Source organism: Methanolacinia petrolearia DSM 11571 (assembly GCF_000147875.1).
Taxonomy (GTDB): Archaea; Halobacteriota; Methanomicrobia; order Methanomicrobiales; family Methanomicrobiaceae; genus Methanolacinia; species Methanolacinia petrolearia.
This window is the reverse complement of sequence record NC_014507.1, coordinates 528,904-547,729: the sequence shown is the minus strand read 5'-3', so window position 1 is coordinate 547,729 and position 18,826 is coordinate 528,904. Positions and strand designations below refer to the sequence as shown.

The following is an 18,826-nucleotide window of genomic DNA, read 5'->3' as shown; positions in this document are numbered from 1 at the left end:
TCACCCCATAATCCATAACTTAAAACCACTTCATCATAAGAACGGCGTCCTCGCCGTTGTTATAATATCCCCCGATAACCATCACCTGAGAGTACCCAAGCTTTTTGTAGAAGCTGATTGCGTCCCCGTTAGAGACTCGAACCTCAAGCTGCGAGCCCTCTGCACCGCTCACGATAAACTCATACTCCATCCTCTGCATGAGACGGCCCCCCAGACCCATCTTCCTGTATTCCGGGACGACGGCGAGGTTCATGATGTGGCCGTATAGCACCTCAGATGTATCCTCGATCCCGGCGGTAATGAACCCGACAATATCTCCATCGCTCTTCAGTGTAAAAAAAGTGTTGGAGTAGTAAAACAGCACATCTCTGAACGCCTGTTCGTTCCAGGGATCGGGAAACAGGTTATTCTCGATCTCGACTATCCGAGAGATATCCGGAAGTCCGGCACGGGTTATTTCAACATTATTCATATTGCATCGTTTACAGCAAATGCCAAATCCGGCATACCATATTAATACATATTATTGGTCGGATAGTCATATTAGATTTAACAATATAATAATTAGGAATACTCCTAAAAGAGGATTAAAAAATATGGTCAAAATATTCAGTTTCCCCGCAATCAGGCCAGCTGCAAAGGATGCCGGAGAAATTGCCTGTGTCCCCTACGACGTCATCAGCAGGGAAGAGGCAATGGAATGGATAGACAAACATCCCGACTCCTTCATGAAGGTAATCCGTTCGGATGCCGTTCTCCCCGATCTTCCCGCCGAATCGGAGGAAGTTTATGCAGAGGCTAAGAAAAACCTCGAACATATGATTAAGAACCGCCTTTTGGTAAGGGACGACAAACCCGGAATATACCTGTACAGGGTTAAACAGGGCGGGAACATATACACGGGATTCGTTGCTAATGTATCGGTCGATGATTATATAGAAAACAAGATAAAAAAGCACGAACTGACACGCTACGACAAGGAGATCGACAGGACCACGCATATAGATGTGACAAATACAAACACGGGACTTGTCGTTCTCCTGTACAGGGACCCTGGCGATGTTTTTCATTACATTGAATCGCTTATTCCTGAAGAACAGCCCGACTCCATAGTAAAAATGGATTCGGGAATAGTCCACGAGGTATTCAGGATCTCTGACGACGCAAAGATCAAAAAGATCATCCGGATGTTCGAAGGTATTGACTCATTATATATCGCCGACGGGCACCACAGGGCAAAATCGTCTGTAAATGTCGCATTAAAGCGCCGGGAGAACAGGACATCCACTGATGAGTCTGAAAGATTCATGGCAGTAATCTTTTCCGAAAACAGGGTAAAGATCCACGGCTACTCAAGGCTGGTTACGGATCTCGGGAAATATACTCCCGAGTCCTTTATGAAGGCGCTCGGGGAAAAATTCGAGATTAAAAAATACGGTGAGATCGACGATACAGTATTCAGGATACCTCCGTTAAAAGAATCCGGCATACCGCGCCATGTCTTTCACATGTACCTCAAAGGCGAATGGTATGAGATAACCTGTCCTTTAGAAAATCCTGGAGACACCATAGGATCACTCGATGTTTCCGTTCTCCAGAAGAAGGTCATGGAGGATATGCTTGGGATAAACGATCCCAGGGGAGATCCGAGGCTGCAGTATCTCGGCGGCGCAAGGCCACTTTCCGATCTTGAAATGCGTGTAAACAGCGGGGAATTCGCAGTCGCTCTCTCGATGCAGCCGGTAAAGGTGGAAACTGTCCTTAAAATCGCCGACGAAGGAAACATCATGCCACCCAAATCCACATGGTTCGAACCAAAGCTTCTCTCAGGCCTTACGTTGCACACTCTTGATTAAATCATCATTTTTTTCAAAATAATTTCCTTTTCAGCATAAATACTACAATATCTTCCACATATAAAATCAGTTAGTAACGGTTTTATTAACCCTTCCAGATACTCTTTTTATAGATCTTTTTGGGGTGGTTGATGGTGGTTAAAAAAAACAGGCTGATTCTAATAATTGCAATTATTCTTATTCTGGCAGCCATCTGCGGATATGTATTCATTAATGGCATAGATCCCGGGAATTACCTGAAGGAGTCCGGTTTTTTTTCGCAGTCGCCCGAACAGGAACAAACTGATTCATCAACAGATATAACGACTGCCGGGCAGAACACAGAAAGCGTGCCCGGCTTAAACCAGAGATCATTTGAAACTGCCGTCAATAAGCTCTATCTTCTCGATTCGGAAGGCATTCTTGATTTAAATAACGTTACATACCATCAGATCCTCGGGAGATTTGTCGACGTAAACGGTCTTGCAGATTCCTGGATGATCGGTGCAGGAAAAGACGGAAAAAGCATCCTTTTAGTATACAATTCAGGCGAATGGAATCAGCAGGAATGGCCAGGGACCCTTTCCGAAGAAACAATCGATCTTGAAAACATTACCTTACCTGAAGACCTTTATAAGCAAAACAGCGAAATCATCAGGAAAACTCTGGAACCTGCAAACGCTTCGTACTCCGATCTCTCCCTTAAAGACGGGATTTATACCATCTCCATTCAAAACACGAATAATATTGCGGAATTGAAATTCAAAGCGGACAGCGGGGAGATGATCTGACCTGAAAATGAGAACATTTAGGGAGAATGGAATTTTATCAGTTGATTTCCTGATAGGTTTTTCAATATTCCTGCTCGCCCTGATAATGATTCTTACAATGATCCCCGGAATCTTTGCAGGACTAGACAGCGCCCAGATAGATTACGATGCAGTTGCATACAGGACTTCCGTCATTCTCTGTGAAGATCCTGGCTGGCCTGCAGATGATGACTCATGGGAGTTCATGGATACATACCATAAAGACGATATCGACCGCCTCGGCCTTGCCGTATCATCCACTTCGCCCAATATACTCTCGAAAGAAAAAACGAAAGCTTTCTTCAATGAAAATGAGAATCTGGTCCTCGACAACGACGATTATCACTCAAAGGTTCTCTTCGGTGAAATCCCCTATTATTACAATATCTCATTAAAGATCGAAAACGATCCGGTCAATACCACGGGAAATATTGCACCGGATTCAGGCTATGGCTATATGAGACGCCTCGTCAAACTGAAAGAGCCCGGATATGCTAAGATAGATTCCGGCGAATTCAATAAAACGAATACAACCATCACAACCCTTAACCCATATGTGTATACCGGATTTTCTGTCATCTTCGACTATGCCGAAATCCAGAACAAATCCATAGATGAAGCATACAGGCTCATGCTGCAGAGCGAACCCGCATCTATCACAATATACAATTTCAGCAGCTCGCTCAACCGTTCCGATATATCCAATGTTACCCTCACTAAGATTAGGTTCATAAATGACGACAAGGAAGTTCCTATAGTTTACAGTACTTATCACAATGACACGTACCGGTTTTTCATCGACGGCATCCAGCACACGATGCAGGGTCCGTTCGAAATCAGTGATGCGGACGAGCTGAAATTCGAGATTTATCCCCCTCTCATGTTTTCCGACGAGATTGGAACATCCCTGTCAGTTGTATTCAACATGACATACGAATTTGTCCCAGACGAGTCAATGAAGCACTATTACATCTCTGGTGACATCCCCTACATCTACAACAAGGACTATATGACCGAACCATACCTGAAAGACGGAGTAATGGAGGTTATGATATGGTAATCACAGATGATTGCGGTCAGCTCTTTACAATCGAAGGACTTGTTGCAGGACTGATAATGCTGTCAGCGGCTTTCATCGTCGCAGATTCTATCACGATATACACACCGGGTGATGCACATATCCCGGATATGCAACTGGAACAGCTTGGCAGCGACGCACTCCTGATGCTTGACACCGCTAACAACTATAGCGAAAAAAGCACCCTGAGAACCGTTGCAGAGATGGTTGATAACGGAGGAACAGATGCCTACGATGCCGGTATATTGTTTAAAGATGCATTTGAAAATGAGCTCGCGAGAGGATCAGGAACGTCGGAGATCGTGGATTCAATAAGATACAATGCAACTGTCTATTACAGGGATATCGGATCGAACAGTGTCATGAGTTATGCATTAGGAGACAGCGGAACCGGCGAAAGCCAGCCAATAGGAAGCGAAGTCTCACGCCAGCCCGAGATCAGTACAGGGCGGCTTATAATGGTTGAAGATAGTTCCGGCCTGGACAGGATATATCGGGTAGAGGTGAGACTATGGAGAGAATGAACGAAGACGGACAGTGGATAGTCCTGATGGGATTCATCGTCAGCGTCTCACTCTTTGTCCTTGCAATTATCATCAACCAGTCGGTGACGGTAGGACAGACCACATCGGAGGCTGTTCTGGAATTTCCAAAGAATGAGATCACAGAGGTCCGTGAAGCAGTTATCGATATCGCAAAAAAAGATCCGTCGTCCTACACTCTAAGGCAGGACCTCTATGCACTTTCGATGGACAGGATGAATGCCGTCGTATACTACGATATAACGAATGAAAAATATCAGGACATCTACTACAAATACGACGAAATCCTGATCCGTTTCAACAACGGGGTGACCAAATACAATGAGACCTACTGGCTGCCGGAAAAAAAATGAACAGGGGATTTATTGCGTGAGGGAAAAAGATGAGGCTGTAAGTACGGTCCTGGAATACATGAATATAACAGCGGTTCTCATCGTAATGATGATCCTGCTCACCCTGCTCATCAACTCGGTAATTATCGAAGACTCCTCGGAGAAACTGAAATATCATGCATTCGTCGATATAGGAAACGGGGTCAGTACAAGGATAGTCGATCTATATGTAATCGCTCCGTCAAACGGGCGGGTCGTGACATCCCTCGACCTTCCCGACGATGTTGCGAACGGGGATTATACGGTGAAGATGGACCCGTCGGCGACTGGTGCGGCCCAGCAGATAATCGTAACCGACGGAAACGTAAAGAGCATGATATCGATTGCAGGTATTGGTGCAACCAAGGCAGTCATAGGAAATACTACAGGAAAAGGCCTAAACAGGATAATATACGATTCAGGAGGAGTCTGAAGATGATAAAAGAATACGGCAGCGAAGGAGTATCCGAAGCCATCGGATTCCTGATAATGTTTACAATAGTTCTTACCGGAATTGCAATGGTCTCCCTTGTAGGGTATCCGATGCTTATCCAGACGCAGATCAGTTCTGACGAGAGAAACATGGAGCAGGCAATGATCTCGGTCCAGAACGATATGAAAATAATGACCTTCAGCAATGTCCCGTTCCGCGATTCAACAATTAAGGTATCCGGTGGAGGGCTTACCGCGATAGACAACACATCTTTCGGGCAGAGTTTCACGATCTCGGATGATACGGGCACTGGATTCAGCGTTGAATACAAGCCGGGGGCTATCCAATATGAATCGGATGACGGGACCGCAGTCCTTACTCTCATGAACGGCGCAGTGGTCAGGAGGGAGAAGTTCCAGAGCGGATCGGTGATGATAGCCGAACCCCGGTGGTTCTACGATAGCGACGAAAAAACTCTCGTAATTTACATGACTGTCCTGAACGCGGACAGAGAATACTATGAACGTGGAATTGGAACCATCAAAATGAGCATGAAGACACAACCTGTAATAATTGACACTCCATACGGGACACCTGCAACCGTCACAGTCACCTATGCATACGATCCTGATGACGATTACTCGGTCGCATGGAGAAATTACCTGACTGGAGACTCGATAGTGGAAGGAGGTTTTGCAGAAACCGGTTCCGGAAAGTATTCACTCAGCGGAGTGGAAAGGCTTGTAGTAAAGGAATACGATATAAAAATTGAGAATATGTAATTTTACCCTAATTCAGAGGTAATTATTTCTTCTCAGCCACTCGACCTGCGGCTTGGTATATCTGTATATTATATCACACTTCTCGTCCTGAAAATCCCACGGGACAACAATGAGGACATCCCCTTCGCGAATCCAGACGCGCTTCTTGATCTTTCCCTTAATTCGCCCTGTTCTTGTTACGCCGTCATAACATCTTACGCGGATATGATTTGCCCCGAGCATAAGGTCTGCCGTTGCAAACATCTCCCTTTTCTTGGAATTCGGAAGTTTTACCCTGATTATGGCTTCTTCATTGTTTTGATTATTATTGTAACTTGCCAGAAATTTCAACTCCAGATAATATACTTTTGTTTTTATCTATTATATTAATTAGGATAATAGCCGAAACAATTCCTTCATTTTTTTGTTAACGGGTAAATTATCCATATAGAGAAAATTAATTGCCTTTGAGTAGCTTTTTTAATATATGGATGTCCTGCCGTTTAGTACATGGTATTATATCATGGGCATAATAGGCATAGCTGTATTTTCCATCACCGGAGTTCTGGCAGGGGCAAAGAGAGGGATGGATCTCTTCGGCATTGTTATCATCGGCGTTATTACCGCACTTGGCGGCGGTACACTAAGGGATCTTATCCTTGACGTTCCCGTCTTCTGGATCAACAACAACCTGTACATTGCAATCGCCCTCTCTGCGGCAATAGTCGCATTCTTCCTTGCAAAACCGTTATGGTGCTCGTACAGGGCATTGCTGATACTCGACGGACTCGGTGTCGCCCTCTTCAACGTGCAGGCGATAGATAAGACGCTGGCATACGGCTTCAGCCCGGTTGTCGCAGTAATTATGGGCATAATCACAGGAATCACCGGGGGTATAATACGTGATCTCCTCGCGGGAAATCCAAACCTTATACTTAAACAGGAGCTCTATGCAACCCCGATACTTATCGGCGGGGTGTTCTATATCATCTGGCTGACATATCTCCCCGACGTTCCCTTTGGAAGTCTTTTGGCAATACTGATCGTATTCTTGATCAGGTTTGCTGCGATAAAATGGGATCTCAGGTATCCCCACTGGCTCCTTTTTCCGGGAAAAGACGATTCATAGTAAAAGAGACAAACTGAAAATATTAGTAATTATTTTTCAAAAATATCTCAAATTTTTCAAGGCATTGCTCCATATCTTCTCTTCCGAATCCTACCCTGAAATGCGAATCTCCGAATCCATAGACAGTCGAAGGCATAAGAAGAACTCCGGTTTCATCGACGACCTTTTTGCAGAAATCAGTAGCCGACACTCCATTCTTCAGTTTCACAAAACCGATCGATGCCGCCACGGGCCGGACCCATTCAAAGAGATCTGAGTGCCGTTCCATGAATGGATCCAGTATCTCAAGATTCTTTTTTATAATTCCAAGACTCCTGTCAACAAGACGGTCCGAATGCCTCAATGCCACAGCCGCAAGGTACTCGGAAGGCGCACTGCTGCAGATAGTCGTATAATCCTTAAGCGAAGAGATCTTTTCAAGAGTCTCCCTGTTCCTTGCCGCTATCCAGCCCGACCTGAGTCCTGCAAGACCGAACGCCTTAGACATCACACCAAGCGAAAATCCTTTCTCGTATAGATCTGCCGCCGCAGGAAGACGTGTTCCAGGATCGAATTCAAGCTGCCTGTAGACCTCGTCTGAGAATAAATACAGGTCGTTTTCTCTCGCTGCATTGACAATCGTTCCAAAATCTTCTTTCGGGAAATTGAAGCCGGTCGGATTATGCGGGCTGTTGATAATTATTGCTTTTGTGTTTTTACGGATATTTTTCACGAGAAAATCCGGATCAGGCTTCCACCCGTCTTCCTCTTTCATCTCCCAGAGAGTGACCTCACAGCCGATTGCCTCCGCGATCTCATACAGCGACTGGTAGGCAGGGAACTGGACGATCACATGATCACCCTTCGAAAGAACCGCATTCATGAAGATGAATATCCCTTCCTCCGCACCTGCAAAGGTGATTACATCATCCGGGGATATATTACCATAAAGCTTTGAGATCTCTTCCCTGAGTTCCTTTCCTCCACGGGCTTCAGTATACCCCAGGCGAAGATCCATCAGGCCCGCTTCCGCTCCTTCTTCAAATGAAAGCAGTTCGCTTACGGTTATTGTTTCGCAGTCTGATGTACAAAGCAGATACGGGGCTGAAAATTCATAGATGCCCATGTATTTTTCAAGCAGGAAATTTTCAGGTCTCATGAAAGAATTATTTGTATTCCTTTTCTGAAATAACTGACCCGGTTGCTGAAAAAGTTAAGGAGACTTGGATCAAATATCTATCAATGGAATATCGTTTTGCTGCGAGGATGAGAAATGCACCGGAATCGTTCCTGAAGAAATTATTCGCAGTATCATCAGATCCCTCGATAATATCTTTTGCAGGCGGACTCCCCGATTCAAACCTTATAGATGTCGCAGGGATCAGGGATTCGGCGGCCTGCGTACTGGAAGAGGAGGGAAGAGAAGCGCTCCAGTATACGACGACAGAAGGCTATCTCCCCTTAAGAGAATTCATCGCAGAAAGGTACAGGAACCGCCTGGGGATCGCTGCATCGGCTGAAAATATCAGGATCGTCAACGGATCTCAGCAGTGCTTAGACATCATCGGCAAGATATTCATAGAAAAAAATGACAGGATCGGAATCGAGAGGCCGGGTTATCTCGGTGCAATAGAGGCTTTTTCACTATATGAACCGGTTATAAAAAGCGTCGACATGAACGAGTCCGGGCCGGATATGGAGGGATTCGAAAAGCTCGTAACGGATGATAAGATCAAATTCTTCTACGGGATTCCCAATTTCCAGAACCCGACAGGCAGGTCATACTCCTACGATGCAAGAAAACAAATCGGCGGGATCGTCGGCGGGTCGGGATCACTTTTCTACGAAGACGATGCATTCGGAGAACTTGCCTTCGATCTAAAACCCAGGATGCCGGTGAACAAATTTGCACCCGAAAACGTGATCACCAGCGGATCATTCTCCAAAACCGTTGCACCGGGAATGAGGATCGGCTGGATCATGGCCCCGCCTGAGATAATCTCCGTATTCGATACGGCCAAACAGGCCGCCGACTTGCACTCGAACTTCCTCTGCCAGAAGATCCTGGACCAATATCTCAGGAACAACGACTATGACGCCCACCTGAAGCGGGTAGTGTCGGTATACCATGATAACTGCATGCTGATGCAGGATCTTCTTGACGATATGACTGTTGCAGGAATCACACATACCAGCCCTGAAGGCGGGATGTTCATGACAGCCGGACTTCCGAAGGGCTTATCCTCCATGAAACTTTTTGAGGACGGAATAAAAAACGGTGTAGCAGTTCTTCCCGGCATTCCGTTTTATGCAGGCGACGGCGGAGATGATATGATCAGGCTCAACTTCTCGAATACCAGCGAGGAAAACATAAAAGAAGGAATGAACAGACTCTCGGAAATTCTATAGACAGGTCTAAGGTAAATTCAAGCTGAAGTCTTAGTTGTCTTCAGACTAATCCGGTCAAAAATGTTTATGAAACAGAGGTTTCACGGACTGTTTCATGTAAAACCCCCATGATGGGCGATTCCATTACACAAAAACCAATAAAATCTACAAAACCTGTTTGAATCAGGACAAGGGATCTAAAGGTTCTCAATCCGGATTTCTAAACAAAAGCAAATAAACAGCTCAGGGGACCCCTGTCGGTCCCCTGAGCGTGCCGTTGGAAGATTATCTTAAGGCAAGGCCCCTGGGCAGGGGCCGTCCGGCGGTCTGGCCGCTGGTGCCGGGGTTGCCGGAGAAAGACATGAAACAACAAAGGGCCAAAAAGTTTGTTGGAATCAGGACAAGGGAATTAAATTCTGATCCAGATTTTCATGTAAGAAAGAAAATGATTCTGACTAAAAGTAGCCGGAATTTTTATCTCCGACTCTTCAATTATTTTTATCAGTCAGAATATCAGACAGTATCTTTGAGATATCTATCCAGATAATCAGCGCCTTGTTTCCCGAATTATCCCGGCCTGATTTAATTATCCCTTTTACATATGCTTCCTTTGAAACGGACCCGTCCATCATGTCGATGTCTTCTTCGGAGACCTGAAGAACGCTCCGGACGTCGTCGACGATGAGTCCTAAATTCGAACCGTTTGCGGCCTCGGGAACGAGAACTATGATCTTTCCGTTTTCAGCCGTGCCTGATGCGGAAAGACCCATGAGCTGGTTGAGGTTGAGAATGTTTGTAATCTCTCCCCTCAGGTTTATGATTCCTGCAATATGATCAGGAGCCCTCGGGACGGGAGTTATCGGAATCATCTCAACTATTTCACGTGCAATCTGGATATCAAGGGCATACTGGACGCCGGATATCTCAAACTGGACTACATCCTTAAATGCAGACATGATTATCTCCCCCTAGTATTTGAACCTTGAATTAGCCGATTCAAGCTTCTGCACATAGGAGTTCACCTCATGCATGGCACTCCCGATCTCCTCGATTGATGCACTCGCTTCTTCTGCAAGTGCTGCAAGCTCTTCCGCATCTCTCTGGACATCCTTTGTCTGCTCCGTGCCTGAATCCATCTCCCTTACGATGTTGTTGGAGATGTTTGCCTGATCTTCAATAGCCTTCGTAATCTCACCGATATCGTTCGAGACCTGCTCGGCATTTTTGATAATCGTATTTAGGGCCTCAATTGCCTTGTTGACGCTTTCAACACCCTCGACTATCTCATCGTTCGCCGCAGTAATTGCATTTGCAGTCTTTTCACTGCTGGACTGGACCATCGAAACGACATTTTCTATGGAATCTGTTGCAGCCCTTGCCTCACCTGCAAGGTTTTTAACTTCACCTGCCACTACTGCAAAACCCCGGCCGTGTTCGCCTGCACGTGCCGCCTCTATTGCGGCATTGAGTGCAAGAAGATTGATCTGCCCTGCAATATCGTTTATGAGTTTTACAACCTTGCTGACTTCTTTGACTTTTTCCGTCAGATCCTGAATCTCACCGACACTTGCCTCGGCAATTGCCTTTACGTTGTTCATCTTGTTGTTTGCATCTATTCCAAGACTATTCGCCTCTTTGCCAATAACCACAACATCGTTTGTAGCATTGAAAACTTCCTGGGACGTACTTGCAATCTCTTCATTTGATGCCGACAGATCGGCAATCTGGCGATTTACATTCTCAATGTTCCTGAGGAGTTCTTTCGTCTGTTCTGCGGTTTTCTGGCTGGTTCCCGCAACACCTTCCGCAGCCTTTGCAACTTCATCGGCACCCTTGCTGACCTCATTTGAATTCGAGACGATCATCTTCGTTACTTCTACGCTTGCGGAGACCAGTTCGGAAACCGAAACGCCGATATTATCTACTGCTGTCCTGAATTCAAGGAAATCTCCCGATACATATACGTTGTCTGAAAATCTTGCAGTGAAATCCGCATTCGAATATAGGCTGCATACTCTCATTCCCTCTTTCAACGGCAATGCAACCGCTTCAAGCAGGTTGTTCATGTTTTCGACGATTTCACGATATGCACCTTCATATTTCGACACATCGGCCCTGAATTCAAGCTTCCCCTCTTCTCCGGCACCAACAAGATTCATTATGTCATCTGTAAGTCTCCGAACGGTATCATTGACAGAACTTACGGAAGCTGTAACTTCAAGGAATTTTTCCCTGATCTCCATTGTCTTCTCATCGGCTTCACCGACTTTCAATTTTAGATCCTCCGGTCTTCCTGAAGCAATACATTCAAGATCGGCAGCAACATTTGCAAGTTCCTGCTCAAGGTACCTTTGAGGCCTGATTATGTCTGTAAGATCCTGGACCGTCTCGACATAACCCATGGTATTTCCATCTGCGTCAAGAACCGGTGCAGTTGTCTGCTTGCATTCCGTCCCGTGCCAGTCGAAAAAAGTCTCATTCTGTCCCGTGGTTCTCAGTTGACGGATACCGCAGTTTTCAGTATTGCAGATATTTGCATTCGCAGTACTGCAGGGCATTCCATATGAAGACTCCCTGTCCTTTATCTCATTGTTCTCGATCAGGAGTGCTTCGAAGGCCTTGTTCAGGAAAGTCCATTTCATGTCATTGTCAGTAACATGAATCGGATACGGAACCGCATCAAGTATGGATTCATACCATGCCCTCTGGTTTTCGATATCCGTAACATCGTTCAACGTAACAATGACCTCAAGCGGTTTGCCGTTTTTGTCAAACTCCGGATCAATTGCGATCTGTATGATTCTCCTGTCGCCCTTAAAGGTCATATGGAATAAGCCGCTAGCTCTTCTTTTCTTTTCCAGGGCATACTTCGATCCTTCTCCGCTGATCTTTTGAAGACTGAATTCCCTGTAAAAATCATCCAGACAGAATGATGTCAGCTTTTCCCTGCTGTACCCCGTTAGTTCGACGAAGTCATCATTTACGATGACAATATTGAGACTGCCATCCATGATAAAAGAAGAAGTTGGTGTGCGAAGGATGGATTCGTAATAATATTCGGCTCTATCCTCGGCATCTTTCATCCCCTTCATCAGCCTGTTCACGAGCGAACATATTTCTGAATATTCTTCTCCGGCAGAACTTTCATCAATTGAAACCCCCCTGTTTCCATTGATATATTCAGTTATTTTCTTCTCTAAATAATCCATTGCCATATTAAATCCCTCAATTGAGTGATCCGTTATATTCGGATCAACTCTCAAGAGGCGTGTGAAGTTATTATCAATATATAACTTGGGAATGTTGCAGTTTTTTTAGAACCGATTTCAAAAAAAGTAGAAATAGTTATCCAAATATTTACCCTTTTTTTTATTATGTCCGACTGAAAATTAACTTCAGGCAGAGGTTCCCGTGACTAACTTTTCATCCATTTCTTCGGTTTATAAATACACCGATGACCGGGGCACATGCACTCAACTCATAATAATTAGTCCCGGCATCTTCACAACAAAATCATTTCTTTGCCTGATCCCGTTATATCATCTTTCTCACTACGGCCGACGGGTCCAAAAAACTAATTATAAAAGATATTTTACTGTTCTGTCCGGGTAATAGGAAGTATGAAATATGCCATAATTAAAGTACAAAATAATAATTAAAGATCCGGTACGTGAGAATACAAAATTATGAAGAGAAAGATACTCATGATTGCGGTATTTGCAATCTTAATACTGGCATCAGGATGTACAACGGAAGACGATTCCCTGGAAGTGATCTGTATAATGCCGGAGGAAACAACCACGACACAGACTTTTTCCCCCACCGAAACCACATCGCTTACACCTGAAGTTACGGAATCCCCGGAAGATAATGTTACACGCTGGAAGGCCGACGGCATAATCGAAGAGGGTGAATACGAAAATAATGTTACCGGATTCAGGGATCTCTTCTATATATACTGGACATCGGATAACGAAACTCTCTACATGGGCATTAAAGGAAAGACATCCGGTTATGTTTCGGTCGGATTTAACCCTGTTGCCATGATGAAGAATGCCGATATAATTTTAGGAGGGAACATTGGAACAGGGGGATCTTTATACATATACGATATGTACTCCCCCACTGCATCCGGGCCAATGAGGTCCGACACCGTACTCGGAGGAGAATTCAATATCGAAGAATCTGCAGGAACCGAGAAAGCTGCATTCCAGACTCTCGAATTCTCAAGAAAACTGGATACGGGAGACAAATACGATTCCGTGCTTGAAAAAGGCAAATCAGCAAAAGTCATATGGTTCCTATCCAAATATGACGACCCGCTGTCAAATCAGATTTCTGCGGAAGGTTCTGTCGATATAATTATCTGAGTTTTTCAAGAAGATAACATGAAACTGGAATTCATGACCGTTTCACGGAGAAATTTCCCGCCCTCACTTTTTACGGAACTATAACTATTTAAGAAAACACCGGTTATAATTCAACATACCGGGCAATCTCCGGACCCCACGGTGTAAAAGGATCGGGATAATGAAACTGCGTCAGCCTAAAGAACATTACAAAGATGAGGAAAACCCACCTGTCATTCCGGGGCCGCTTTCCATAACTGTCAGCATAGGCCTTATCGTGACAGAGGATGAGTTCGAAGCTCAAAATGTCAACAGGGGGATTAAAGAGACCATATTATCCCTTGAAAAGATCCTTTCCAGCACTCCGCATATATATAAATTCGTTCTTCCTTATCATCCCGGGGGAGAACACGTCCTCCTCGAATCACTGCTTGCGGACCCTGTATGGAACAGGCTGAGAAATCCTGAGGTCGAACTCCTGAACCTTCCAGGAGAACTCTCGCTCCCATACAGGCTCTTCGAGGGACCTGTGAAATATAAACTAAGTGTAGTAAACAGGGATGAATCCACTCCCGGATATGATCCGGTCTATGATTCTGTCATAGATAATTCGTCCCTTGTTCTGCTCGTAGGGGAATGGGAACCGGGAGCGGAAAAATACAGAAAGGGCAGCATTTTCAGCCTTGCAAAAAGGTACGGCAGAACTATTGTGGCAATAAACCAGTACTCGGGACACAGCTACAGGCTTTATCACGACGACAGGATATTCGAATCCTATACAAACCTGAATACATATAATATGGAAAAAATCAATGACAGAACATTTCTGGCAAAACAAAGGCAGTATATCAACCTGCTTGAAAACGAGTCGGATCAGGCCGGGCTCCCCAGTGACATCCTGAAGGATATCTATGCATCACTTATCCCTAATTATACAAGGGCAAAGATTCTTGCACGGAAATACAGGCGGAACTACACCTCCACAGGAACCCTTGTATCTGTTCTTGCCGCTCTTGCCGTTCTCACGATAACAATGCAGACACTTTTCTTCACTGACTTTCCTGAACTCGTCTGGCTCGAGGTTGCCGAGATCGCTCTCATCATCGGGCTTATGACCGCCTCAAGATACGGCGATTATCACAGGAAATGGATCGACTACAACTTCCTTGCCGAAAGAATCAGAGCTGCATTTTTCATTTCAATAGTATGTGTCACCTGTAAAAGCCCCGACACTCCTCCGCATATGAGCCTTGCAAACAGGCCCAACGACTGGATGGTCATGGCGTTTATGTCGATAGTATCTCTCAGGCCAACTGCCTACTGCCGCCTGAACATCCCTTTTGAACCGATGAAGAAATTTCTCAAAGCGGCATGGATCAATAACAGTCTCGCTTATTATGAAAGGGAGAGCAAAAGGTCGAAACAAAGATACAGCCTCCTGGCAGTGACCGGAGAACTGATCTTTGTCATTGTTCTGATTCTTGCAATAATTCATGCTACAGGAATCGGGCACTGGGAGATCCATACGGACATCACGGTTTCACATCTTCTAGCTTACCTGACGATAACGCTTCCGGCTGTAGGTTCCGCGATAGCAGCAGTCAGGGTCCAGAGAGAATATCTCAGGAACTCGGAACGCTACGTACATATCGTCCGCCACCTTACTGCCATAAGAAATGAAATGAAGCATGTATCGACCATGAATGAATTGTGTTCGCTTCTCGACGAGATGAACGAGATCACGCTTCGCGAACAGCAGGACTGGAGGATTATATTCAGGTTCAGGAAGATCGAAGCGATTTGAAAATTGAAAACCAATTTAAAAAAATTATCAAACCGGAACTTCAAGAATGTATCTCCTTGCGACCTATCGCCACGGCAGGGGGAGGGTTGAAGGGAGGGGGAAACCCCTCCCCCTCCCTTTCTATATCATAGTGGAGGATTTTTCCAATGGCAACCCTTGCGCAAGTTCGCTTCGCGAACACGCCCTGACCTCAGGGCTTTGCGCTCTCGCGATAACCCGGCCTGGACGCTACCCTTTCGGGTGGCCTCGGCCGGGAGAGAGTAAATTAAGATAGTTTTAATCAATGAACAAAACTTTTTCAATAATTTAGGTGGGAAAAGGTTTCAGGAGCGAAAAGGGATGCTTGTCCATCCCCTTTGCGACCTATCGCCATGAGGGGAGGGTTAAAGAGAGGTGGAAATCATCCCCCTACCTTAATGATCACAAAATCTTCGCCATCATTATGACATCAGAATATTTTTCGCCGTCATAGAATGCACCCTTCTTTACTCCCTCAATAAGAAACCCTTTTTCCAGGTACAGTGCAATCGCACGGCTGTTCCCTTCCGCGGCGAGACATTCGATCCTCTTCAGCCCCGACACATCGGCCATAAAAAGTGCATGATCGATCGCAATGCCACCGTAACCAAGTCCCCGGTGATCTTTCAGGAGATATACGAACATGACGCCGACGTGCGACATCTTTCCGTCCGGGTCCTCCGGGACAACGCCGACACTCCCGATAACATCATTTCCAATTAAAATCGCCCACCACATTGCCCCTCTGCTCACGGCGAACTCCCAGAAATCGATTGTCTTCGACATTGGCACCGGAGGGATCAGGTCGAGAAATCTCGCGATATCTTCATCGTTCACGAGGGAGTTCATAACCTCGAGGTCGTCTTCGGTGACCTCCCGGAAGTTTATGTCACGGGTCAAAATCTCACCCTCCCGGAGATCTCCTTAAATCGTGATGAGACGAGCTTCCCTTTCTTCCCGAGGATGTACCTGCCGTCAACCGGTCCCGCCTCGGAGACGAGGACATAACTCTCGTCAAAGAGATCAAGGCCGCCTTTCTCAAAATCATCGAGGCCAAGGGGGAGGAAGTCACCGCTGTCGGGCTGCCGGCTGGTGACAGGACAAAGAAGGAATGAATTTCTTTCGCACTCCCCCAAAACCACAGCAGGACGAATCTTTCTCCCTCCCGGACCACTCAGGTTCATCGATGCAAGGACGACGTCGCCGGGGAAATACCTGGTCATATCTTCAGGAATTATCAGGTGTTAATATCCGATAAATATTGTACAGGGTTGGCGGAATATCCCTGTCGTAATGTCACACTAGTCCTGATCTCAGTTCCATCTGTCCATTCCCAAAGGTATCAGCGCCGAATTTGCGAGGACCAGGAGAACAGCCGCCTGGTGGCCCAGCGCTCCCGCGGCAGGGTGCACTATACCCAAAAATGCCATCGCCATCAGTATGAAAGTAAACGAAAGGGCGAATGCGACGTTTATCTTTATAGTCCGGACCGTCTTTCTGCCAAGACGGATGAAGCTTAAGATCTGTCCCAGACCCTCCCCGAGTAAAACCACATGAGAAGTCTCAATCGCAACGGTGTTCTTTCGCGAACCGATCGCGACGCCTGCATTTGCCTGTGCAAGGGCAGGAGCGTCGTTTACCCCGTCTCCGACAAAGCAGACCTTCTTTCCATCCTTCTGGAATCGATCCACGATCGATCTCTTTTCACCGGGGGCAATCCCGGAATATACATTCTCTCTTTCGATGCCACACTTATCAGCCACGCTCTCGGCAATCTCCTTCCGGTCTCCCGAAACGATCGAAACATTCGTTATGCCGTTTTCTTTCAGGTCGCGGACAACCGAAGGAGACTCGTCCCTGACAGAGTCTTCAACCCCGAGCAGCCCTATGATCTCATTATCAAGCGAGAGCAGGACAGGACTAATTCCTGAAGCGGAAAGCTCCTCTATTTCGGCAGAAACGGGTGCAGGAACCGAAACTCCCGACTCATCCATGAACCTGATATTTCCCACAAGGATGTTACCGGAATCCGACTCACCCTTTACCCCGAGGCCGGGGAGGCTCTTGACCTGCAGGCATCCGTTGCCGTTCAGCCCCTTTTCCGCGGCAAAATCCAATATAGCTGCGGCAACAGGGTGCCCGGACCCGCACTCGGCCGCCGCGGCAAGATTTATCATCAGCTCTTCGTCAAAACCCCCGAATGCCCTGGTGGTCTTCACCCTCATCCTTCCGGAGGTCAGCGTCCCGGTCTTGTCGAAGATCACCGAATCGATCTTTCCGGCCTCTTCAAGATACAAACCGCTCTTTACCAGAATTCCCCTCCTGGCCCCGGCACCGATCGCAGATATGACCGCCGACGGGGTGGAAAGAAGCAGGGCGCACGGACATGCCACGATCAGTATCGTGATCGCCCTCTCAATGCTCCCCGTAAAGATCCATGTAAGGGCGGTCACGACCAATGTCAGAGGAGTATAGATCGAGGCGAACTTCTCTATGAAAGGATATGTAGGTGGCCTTCTCTTCTCCGCCTCGCGGACGAAATCCACTATCTTCGAGTAAGTCGAATCCCTGCTCCTCTTCGTAACCTCAATCCTCACCGCACCGTCGATATTAATCGATCCCGAGTAGACGGGATCGCCCGTCGCTTTTTCCACCGGAACACTCTCCCCGGTAAGGCAGGATTCATCGACCGAGGTCGCACCGCTTGTAACGATACCGTCAGAGGGAACGACATCTCCCGGCCTGATCAAAACGGTGTCACCCACCTCTATCTCATCGACGGGCACTTCGACAAAATCCCCACCCCTCTCCACAAGACCGTGTTCGGGATGCAGTGCCGCAATCTTCTCGATATCCCTCCTGGATTTGCCGTATGCATATTCTTCGGCAATCTCGCCTAAGGAGAGGATGAACCCGACCTCTGCCGCAGTGACATATTCACCGATCAGGATTGCCGCAATTATCGCAATTCCGGCAAGTTCACAGACATTCTGCCTCCCGCCCAGCAGCCCTCTTACAGAACTTAGGATAATAGGGATACCGGTGCAAAGCGCCGAAAGGACGGCAAAAGAACTGACAGCAATATTTGATAATCCTAAATATTCTCCCGCTATAGCTGCAGCCAGTAAAATTCCCCCTACGGCGAGTATAGCATATTCCTTTGTATTGCCACCATCGTGACCATGGTCATGACCGCATGCACATGCACTCCCGCATTCATGCTCTTCATGCCTGTGATCATGTTCGTGATTGTGCCCGTGGTCGTGACCGCAGTGGCAAATTTCCCCACAGCTCACGCTATCGCTGTGATTCTCCTCTTTTACGCCCATA

Annotated in this window: 19 protein-coding genes; 11 read left to right on the top strand and 8 right to left on the bottom strand. The window is 46.5% G+C overall.

What is annotated here, in order from left to right:
• Positions 1–19 precede the first annotated feature (19 nt).
• Entirely contained in the window at positions 20–472 is a 453-nt protein-coding gene (gene rimI, locus MPET_RS02750) for a ribosomal protein S18-alanine N-acetyltransferase (protein ID WP_013328495.1), read from the bottom strand.
• 124 nt (positions 473–596) lie between these two features.
• Here rimI and MPET_RS02745 point away from each other — a divergent pair, with 124 nt between their 5' ends.
• The 7 genes from MPET_RS02745 to MPET_RS02715 all read left to right on the top strand — a co-directional run bounded on the left by MPET_RS02745 (position 597) and on the right by MPET_RS02715 (position 5,850).
• The gene (locus MPET_RS02745) at positions 597–1,856 is read left to right on the top strand and encodes a DUF1015 domain-containing protein (RefSeq protein ID WP_013328494.1); all 1,260 of its coding nucleotides are present in this window, start codon (positions 597–599) and stop codon (positions 1,854–1,856) included.
• A 131-nt stretch (positions 1,857–1,987) separates the two neighbouring features.
• On the top strand, positions 1,988–2,626 hold the full coding sequence (locus MPET_RS02740) for a hypothetical protein (protein WP_013328493.1): 639 nt from the start codon (positions 1,988–1,990) through the stop codon (positions 2,624–2,626).
• Between the two features lie 7 nt (positions 2,627–2,633).
• Positions 2,634–3,704, top strand: a complete 1,071-nt coding sequence (locus MPET_RS02735) for a DUF7287 family protein (protein WP_013328492.1) — start codon at positions 2,634–2,636, stop codon at positions 3,702–3,704.
• The gene (locus MPET_RS02730) at positions 3,698–4,246 is read left to right on the top strand and encodes a DUF7288 family protein (RefSeq protein ID WP_013328491.1); all 549 of its coding nucleotides are present in this window, start codon (positions 3,698–3,700) and stop codon (positions 4,244–4,246) included. The genes MPET_RS02735 and MPET_RS02730 overlap by 7 nt, the downstream gene beginning before the upstream one ends.
• Complete coding sequence (locus tag MPET_RS02725) at positions 4,234–4,617, top strand: hypothetical protein (protein ID WP_013328490.1); 384 nt, start codon at positions 4,234–4,236, stop codon at positions 4,615–4,617. Before MPET_RS02730 ends, MPET_RS02725 begins: the two co-directional genes overlap by 13 nt.
• 16 nt (positions 4,618–4,633) lie before the next feature.
• Positions 4,634–5,068 carry a hypothetical protein gene (locus tag MPET_RS02720; RefSeq protein WP_225353845.1) on the top strand — a complete coding sequence of 145 codons (435 nt, stop codon included), beginning with the start codon at positions 4,634–4,636 and terminating at the stop codon, positions 5,066–5,068.
• 2 nt (positions 5,069–5,070) lie between these two features.
• The gene (locus MPET_RS02715; RefSeq protein ID WP_013328488.1) at positions 5,071–5,850 is read left to right on the top strand and encodes a DUF7289 family protein; all 780 of its coding nucleotides are present in this window, start codon (positions 5,071–5,073) and stop codon (positions 5,848–5,850) included.
• Positions 5,851–5,862: 12 nt separating this feature from the next.
• Here MPET_RS02715 and eif1A read toward each other — a convergent pair whose 3' ends face one another.
• Positions 5,863–6,180, bottom strand: coding sequence for a translation initiation factor eIF-1A (gene eif1A / locus MPET_RS02710; RefSeq protein WP_013328487.1), 318 nt, complete (start codon positions 6,178–6,180; stop codon positions 5,863–5,865).
• Positions 6,181–6,316: 136 nt separating this feature from the next.
• Here eif1A and MPET_RS02705 point away from each other — a divergent pair, with 136 nt between their 5' ends.
• A complete protein-coding gene (locus tag MPET_RS02705; protein ID WP_013328486.1) occupies positions 6,317–6,958 on the top strand; it encodes a trimeric intracellular cation channel family protein in 642 nt (213 codons plus the stop codon).
• A 22-nt stretch (positions 6,959–6,980) separates the two neighbouring features.
• Here the strand turns inward: MPET_RS02705 and MPET_RS02700 are convergent, their stop codons facing one another.
• A complete protein-coding gene (locus MPET_RS02700; RefSeq protein ID WP_013328485.1) occupies positions 6,981–8,096 on the bottom strand; it encodes an aminotransferase class I/II-fold pyridoxal phosphate-dependent enzyme in 1,116 nt (371 codons plus the stop codon).
• 83 nt (positions 8,097–8,179) lie between these two features.
• On the opposite strand from MPET_RS02700, the gene MPET_RS02695 reads away from it, so the two are divergent.
• Positions 8,180–9,346, top strand: a complete 1,167-nt coding sequence (locus tag MPET_RS02695; protein ID WP_048130945.1) for an aminotransferase-like domain-containing protein — start codon at positions 8,180–8,182, stop codon at positions 9,344–9,346.
• Between the two features lie 467 nt (positions 9,347–9,813).
• Here the strand turns inward: MPET_RS02695 and MPET_RS02690 are convergent, their stop codons facing one another.
• Positions 9,814–10,281, bottom strand: a complete 468-nt coding sequence (locus MPET_RS02690) for a chemotaxis protein CheW (protein ID WP_013328483.1) — start codon at positions 10,279–10,281, stop codon at positions 9,814–9,816.
• Between the two features lie 12 nt (positions 10,282–10,293).
• The gene (locus tag MPET_RS02685) at positions 10,294–12,540 is read right to left on the bottom strand and encodes a methyl-accepting chemotaxis protein (protein ID WP_013328482.1); all 2,247 of its coding nucleotides are present in this window, start codon (positions 12,538–12,540) and stop codon (positions 10,294–10,296) included.
• 471 nt (positions 12,541–13,011) lie between these two features.
• Here MPET_RS02685 and MPET_RS02680 point away from each other — a divergent pair, with 471 nt between their 5' ends.
• Together MPET_RS02680 and MPET_RS02675 are read left to right on the top strand one after the other, a co-directional pair.
• Positions 13,012–13,695 (top strand): DOMON domain-containing protein, encoded by a 684-nt coding sequence (locus MPET_RS02680; RefSeq protein ID WP_013328481.1) that lies wholly within the window; start codon positions 13,012–13,014, stop codon positions 13,693–13,695.
• A 160-nt stretch (positions 13,696–13,855) separates the two neighbouring features.
• Positions 13,856–15,478: a hypothetical protein gene (locus tag MPET_RS02675; protein WP_013328480.1), complete on the top strand. Its 1,623-nt coding sequence runs from the start codon at positions 13,856–13,858 to the stop codon at positions 15,476–15,478.
• A 420-nt stretch (positions 15,479–15,898) separates the two neighbouring features.
• Here MPET_RS02675 and MPET_RS02670 read toward each other — a convergent pair whose 3' ends face one another.
• The 3 genes from MPET_RS02670 to MPET_RS02660 all read right to left on the bottom strand — a co-directional run bounded on the left by MPET_RS02670 (position 15,899) and on the right by MPET_RS02660 (position 18,825).
• Entirely contained in the window at positions 15,899–16,396 is a 498-nt protein-coding gene (locus MPET_RS02670) for a GNAT family N-acetyltransferase (protein ID WP_013328478.1), read from the bottom strand.
• Positions 16,393–16,719 (bottom strand): type II toxin-antitoxin system PemK/MazF family toxin, encoded by a 327-nt coding sequence (locus MPET_RS02665; RefSeq protein WP_013328477.1) that lies wholly within the window; start codon positions 16,717–16,719, stop codon positions 16,393–16,395. Before MPET_RS02665 ends, MPET_RS02670 begins: the two co-directional genes overlap by 4 nt.
• 90 nt (positions 16,720–16,809) lie before the next feature.
• Positions 16,810–18,825: a heavy metal translocating P-type ATPase gene (locus tag MPET_RS02660; protein ID WP_013328476.1), complete on the bottom strand. Its 2,016-nt coding sequence runs from the start codon at positions 18,823–18,825 to the stop codon at positions 16,810–16,812.
• Position 18,826: the final 1 nt, after the last annotated feature.